Raw genomic sequence first — 5,423 nt, forward strand, 5'->3', positions numbered from 1 at the left:
GCCCGGGTAGAGCCACAGGCCACCCTGACCGTCGCGGGCCACGAGATCCGCCTTCCCGTCCCCGGTCACGTCACGGGCGCCGACGACGGAGTTGTAGGTGTTCCAGCCGTAACCGATCTGCTTCCGGGGCCCGAAGGGCGCCTTCGGGTCGCCGGTGCCCGGGTAGAACCACAGTCTGCCGTTGCCGTCACGGCCGACGACGGTTCCGGTGCCGTCCGCCATCTCACCGCTGACACTGGTGACGAGGTTGTAGGTGTTCCAGCCGGTTCCGATGGCGGCCCGGGCGGCCAGTGCCCCGGAGGGCACTCCGGTGCCGCGGTAGAACCACAGGGTGCCGGAGGAGTCCCGTGCCAGCACGGAGCCCACTTGCGACGCCGGCGGCACACCGATGCCGGTGAGCGGCTCCAGCTGTGCCCCCTGCCCGGCGTCGCCGGTCACCTCGTACGTGGCCGACTGGCTGCCGCTCACGGTCGGGGCGAAGGTGACCGTCTGCCGGACGCTCTGCTCGGGACCGATGACCAGGCCCTCGGCGAGCTGGTCGGCGCTGCTGAACGCACCTGCCGGTGCCTTCGCCTTGGTGATGGTGACCGGGATGTTCCCGGTGTTGGTGATGGTGAAGGCCCGTGTGCTGGACGTACCGCGGACCACCGCGCCGAACGAGAGGGTCGTCGGGTTGAACACCAGGTGGCCCTGGCCGCTGATCGCGTCCCCCCGGAGCGGGATGGTGAGCGAACCGCTGGTGCTGTTCAGGGCGATCGACGAGGAGTTCTGGCCGGTGGCCGTGGGGGCGTAGCCGACCTGCACGACGATCGAGCTCTGGGGCGGGATCACCGTCGGGTTCGCCGGGTCGGCGCTCGGCAGGTCGGCGGCCGTGAACGGCCCGTCGGGCGGGGTGACGGAGGTGATGGTCTCGGGGTCGGTGCCCGTGTTCGTCAGCTGGACGTTCGCGGTTGCCGTGGTCCCCGTCGGCTGGTTGTCGAAGGACACCGTGCCCGGGAACGCGGCCAGACCGGGCCTGGTGCCGACGCCGTGCAGGCTCAGTGCGAAACTGCCGGCGTCGGTGGCCACGGTGAGCGTTCCGCTCGCGCCCAGGACCGTGGTGGGTTCGAAGGAGACGGGTATCGACAGCTGCCCGCCCGCCGGGATCGTCGTCGGCAGCGACGAGGTGTCCGCGGTGAACGGGCCGTCGACGGTGACGCCCTTGATGCCGAGGGGCTGGGACGGGTTCTGGTTCTCCGTCAGGACGACGTCGGTGCTCGCGGAACCGCCCACCGGCACGAGCCCGAAGTCGACCGGGTCGCCCTTGAGCGGGCTGCCCACCGGGTTGCCGAAGGCGTAGACCTTGCCCTCCCGCGTGCCGACGAAGACCTGCCCGCCGTCGGTGGCCGGGGTGGCGAACTTCGACGCGGTGCCGATCGGCGCGGACCAGACCAGCGGCAGGACGCCGTTCGCGTCGGGAACCGGCTCGTAGGCGCGCAGCTGCGCGTTGACGCCGGTCGACCCGCCCGACCAGACCACCCAGACCAGGGCACTGCCCGAGCGCGTTCCGTCGGAGGTCACCACGGGCGATCCGCTGGTGTAGGGGAAGGAGTCCTGGCTGGTCCCGGCGACGGTCAGCGCGGGGTCGCCCGCACCCGTCACGCCGCGGTGCAGCGCCACCAGTGGGCCACCGCTGCCGACGTGGTAGACGTAACCGCCGTCACCGCCCCAGACCGCGGGGTGTCCCCACTGGCCCTTGAGCGGCCCGGTGATTCCTACCACGTCGTCGGTTCCGCCGGTGCCCTGCGACCTACCGCCGAGGTCGTCGCGGTCCAGCAGGAAGACCCGGCCGTCCTTGCCCTGCTGCACCATCAGATGCGGGTGGGAGGCGGTGCCGAAGCTGTCCGGCAGGCCGACCGGCCCGCCGGAGGCCAGGTCCTTGTCCTGCTGGTCCAGGGTCGGCGCGTTGGACGGGCTGAAGAAGTCGGCGGCCTTCAGGCTCCGGTCGGCCTGCACCTGCAGCCGGACCACGGACTCCGCGAGAGTGCCGGGCGGGGCGCTGCCGGGGCCGGGCGCCGGGCTGACGCCGTTGCCGGTGGCCAGGAAGATCCGGCCGGGTCCGTCCGAGACGAGTCCGCCGCCGGACTGCCAGACGCCGGCCCCGCTGTTGCTGGCGCCGGTCTCCGTCGCCCACATCGAGGTCACCGAGGGGTTGGTGGTGCTGACGCCGACCACGTAGCCGCGGTAGGGCTTGACGTCGCAGTGTCCGCCGAACGCCGCGTACACCACCCCGTCGAGCAGCAGCAGGCCCGGACGCTGCATCTGGTACGCGGGCAGGAAGGACTGGGTGGGGTCGTTGGACGGGGTGCCCTGGATCGTCACGGGGAAGCCGGACTTCTCCGCCCCGGTGACCGGGTCGATCGCGTGCATGTACCAGTGCGGACTCAGGGCGTTCGAACCGTCGTCGACCTTGGTGGTCAGATAGACGGCCCCGCTGGCCGGGTCGTACACCGGCGTCGCGGTGCTGCCGATGTTGGGCACGAGGTCGCCGCAGTTGAGGGTGGACGCGGGCCATGCGGGACCGAAGCTGCGCTGCCAGAGCACGGCCCCTGTGGCACGGTCGAGGCCGTAGGCCTTGTTGTTCTCGGTGACCGCCACCACCGTGCCGCCGATGATGATCGGCTGGGCGTATATCTGCCCGTCGAGCTGCGCGGGGGCCTTCCAGAGCTGCCCGAAGGAAGAGGATCGGACGTCGGACGGGCCGAGGTTCGGTTCGTTCCGGTCCCAGCCGGTCCGGAGGCTGTCCACCGAGCCGGTCGTCTCGCTCGCCTGCGCGGGTGAGACGCCCAGCCCGATCATCCCGGCCGTCACCGCGGCCGTCACGGCGAGCGCCAGGCCGCGCCGCCGGGTGTGTCCGCGTCTGTGTCGTCTGCCTCTGGATGCGTGCCTGGTGGCGCGCGCCACCACATCGCCCAGTGAAATCGCCAAGGAAACCCCCCTGAGTCCCCATTGTTCGACGGCCCCCACCGTCTTCCCACCCGGCCGCCGCGGTCTCCTCGGTCACGTGGGAGTCGCAGCGCACAAGTTCAGCCCGCGCATCCAATCACAGACCGGCGGCCATGCCTACGGTTGTGAATCTTCCGTGCCCGCGCTTGCCCCTGACCGCACTGGCCCATCGTGCGGAGCCCTCTTGGTCACGCGCGCACCGGCCGCCGCCGGAGCCGCCCTCTGCGCGCCCACCGCCAACGCCGAGATACCGGGCGGTCTCGGCACCGCTTCGTCCGAGAACTCCGGAACGCCCGTCCCGAGGCCGGCGTTGATCGGCTCGGCGCCGCCTGGGCCCGCTCGGGGCAAGGGACCTCAATCGTCGAGCGCCCTGCGCCAGACGCCCACCGCCTCCGCCGACACCGGTGTCGTCCAGCCGTCCGTGCGGGCCGCCGCGCCGATGTGGAAGGCGTCGACTCCCGCGGCGCGCAGCCGCGGGACGTGGTCCAGGCGGAGGCCGCCGCCGGCCATGAGGCGCTGGGTGTAGCCGGGCTCGCCTCGCCGGGCGGCCTCGGTGACGAGGGTGGGCAGGCCGTCGTCCACGCCGTCCGGCGAGCCCGCCGTGAGGTAGGTGTCCAGGCCGGGCACCTCGGCGAGCTGCTTGCGCAGGGCGTCGCGGTCGGCGGCGCGGTCGATCGCGCGGTGGAAGGTCCAGCGGCAGCCGTCCAGCTCCCCGGCCAGCCGCTCCACGGCGTCGAGGTCGGGCCCGCAGTCCTCGCCGAGGAAGCCGAGCACGAACTCCTCGGCGCCGGCGGCGCGCAGCTCCCGCGCGGCCCGTACGAGCGCCTCGACGTCACCGGCCGCGAACCCGTCCCCGAGGCGGAGCATCACGCGCAGGGAGATGTCCACGGCGGCGCGGATCCCGGCGAAGGCCGCGACGGGCGGGGTGAGCCCGTCGGAGGCCATGTCGGTGACCAGCTCGAGGCGGTCCGCGCCCCCGGCCTGGGCGGCGACCGCGTCCTCGACGTCGAGGGCGATCACCTCCAGGACTGCACGCGTGCTCATAGAACCCCTTCCGTCGGTGTCCCCGTGGAGCGGCTACAGGTCTAGTCCAATCCAAGGGTACGACGACGCCCCGGGGTGCCGCGAGAAGGGCACCGGTCGGCGCGCTCAGCCGAAGAGGTTCAGCTCCCTCTCCTCGACCCCCGCCAGCTCGTACCGCGCCCCCTCCAGCGGCCGGCCCGAGTAGAGCCGCACCAGCGTGGACGCCTCGCCGATGAACCGGGCCGGCGGGTGCTCCCCGTTCGCGTCGCCCAGGAGCAGTGGCTCGTCGAGATCGTCGAGGTCCGCGTGGAGCGGCACGTGCCCCTTCTCCCGGGAGACGCGGGCGAGCAGGGTGAGCGCGTACGGCAGCCCGTCGCCTGCGTACGCCCCCGGCTCCCCGAACGTCTCCCGCACGTCCCCGGCGTGCACCCACTCCCCGAGCGCGACCATGTCGAGCGCGCCGCCCGCCTTCGCGATCGCGGCGCCCGCCTCGGTCATGCCGCGCTCCAGTTCGTCGACGACCTGGGCGTTGGTCCAGTCGGCGCGCTCGGCGATGTCGCGGTCGTTCGACTCGGGGCTGAACACGCCCTTCTCGAAACGGTTCTCCACCACCCGCGCCAGGGCGGCCGAACAGTGCGCGAGGACGTGCCGCACGGTCCAGCCCGGACACGCGGCGGTCGGCAGCGCGAAGTCCGCGTCCGGACGGGAACGCAGCAGCGGGATCAGCGCGTCGCGCTCGGTGGTCAGCAGCAGGCCGGGCAGTTCGGGGTCTCGTACGTCGTCGTGCAGGTCTGCATTCGTCATGCGCCCCACGCTAGGTGCCCACCGGCGAACAGGGGAGAATGCCCCCATGACCGACCTCGACGCGTTGCGTGAGAGCTGGCGGCGCACCCTGCTCACGGTGCGGGGCGGTGCGGAGCGGCCCGATCCCGCCCCCTACGCCGACGATCTGCTGCGCCGCTGGTCGGAGCCGCAGCGCCGGTACCACACGCTCGCCCACCTCGCGGCGGTCCTCGGCCACATCGACGTACTGGAGGCGTACGCGGACGACCCGGACGCGGTGCGTCTCGCGGCCTGGTTCCACGACGCCGTCTACCTGCCGGAGCGGTCGGAGAACGAGGAGCGCTCGGCACGTCTGGCCGAGCGCGCGCTGCCGGAGGCGGGGGTGTCCGAGGAGAGGACCGCCGAGGTCGCCCGTCTCGTGCGCCTCACCGTCACCCACGACCCCGCCGACGACGACCGCGACGGCCAGGTCCTGTGCGACGCGGACCTCGCGATCCTCGCCTCGCCCCCGTCGGCGTACGCCGCCTACACCGCGGCCGTCCGCGAGGAGTACCACTTCGTGCCCAGCGAGGCGTTCCGCGACGGACGCGCCGCCGTTCTGCGCCAACTCCTCGACCTGCCACGGCTGTTCC

4 protein-coding genes are annotated in these 5,423 nt (G+C 72.8%); 1 reads left to right on the forward strand and 3 read right to left on the reverse strand.

All coding sequences use genetic code 11. From position 1 onward, the window contains the following. The 3 genes from C3488_RS39035 to C3488_RS39045 all read right to left on the reverse strand — a co-directional run. The coding region (locus C3488_RS39035; protein ID WP_146068024.1) for a choice-of-anchor D domain-containing protein at positions 1-2,967 on the reverse strand (2,967 nt) is incomplete at its 3' end. 372 nt (positions 2,968-3,339) lie between these two features. After that, a complete protein-coding gene (locus C3488_RS39040; protein ID WP_103845563.1) occupies positions 3,340-4,029 on the reverse strand; it encodes a copper homeostasis protein CutC in 690 nt (229 codons plus the stop codon). A 105-nt stretch (positions 4,030-4,134) separates the two neighbouring features. Next, positions 4,135-4,812 (reverse strand): maleylpyruvate isomerase family mycothiol-dependent enzyme, encoded by a 678-nt coding sequence (locus C3488_RS39045; protein WP_103845564.1) that lies wholly within the window; start codon positions 4,810-4,812, stop codon positions 4,135-4,137. Between the two features lie 46 nt (positions 4,813-4,858). Between C3488_RS39045 and C3488_RS39050 the strand changes: the two genes are divergently transcribed. Continuing rightward, positions 4,859-5,423, forward strand: a 565-nt coding sequence (locus C3488_RS39050; protein ID WP_103845565.1) for a hypothetical protein, incomplete at its 3' end; no start/stop codon positions are given.

This window comes from Streptomyces sp. Ru72, from assembly GCF_002920635.1.
Taxonomy (GTDB): Bacteria; Actinomycetota; Actinomycetes; order Streptomycetales; family Streptomycetaceae; genus Streptomyces.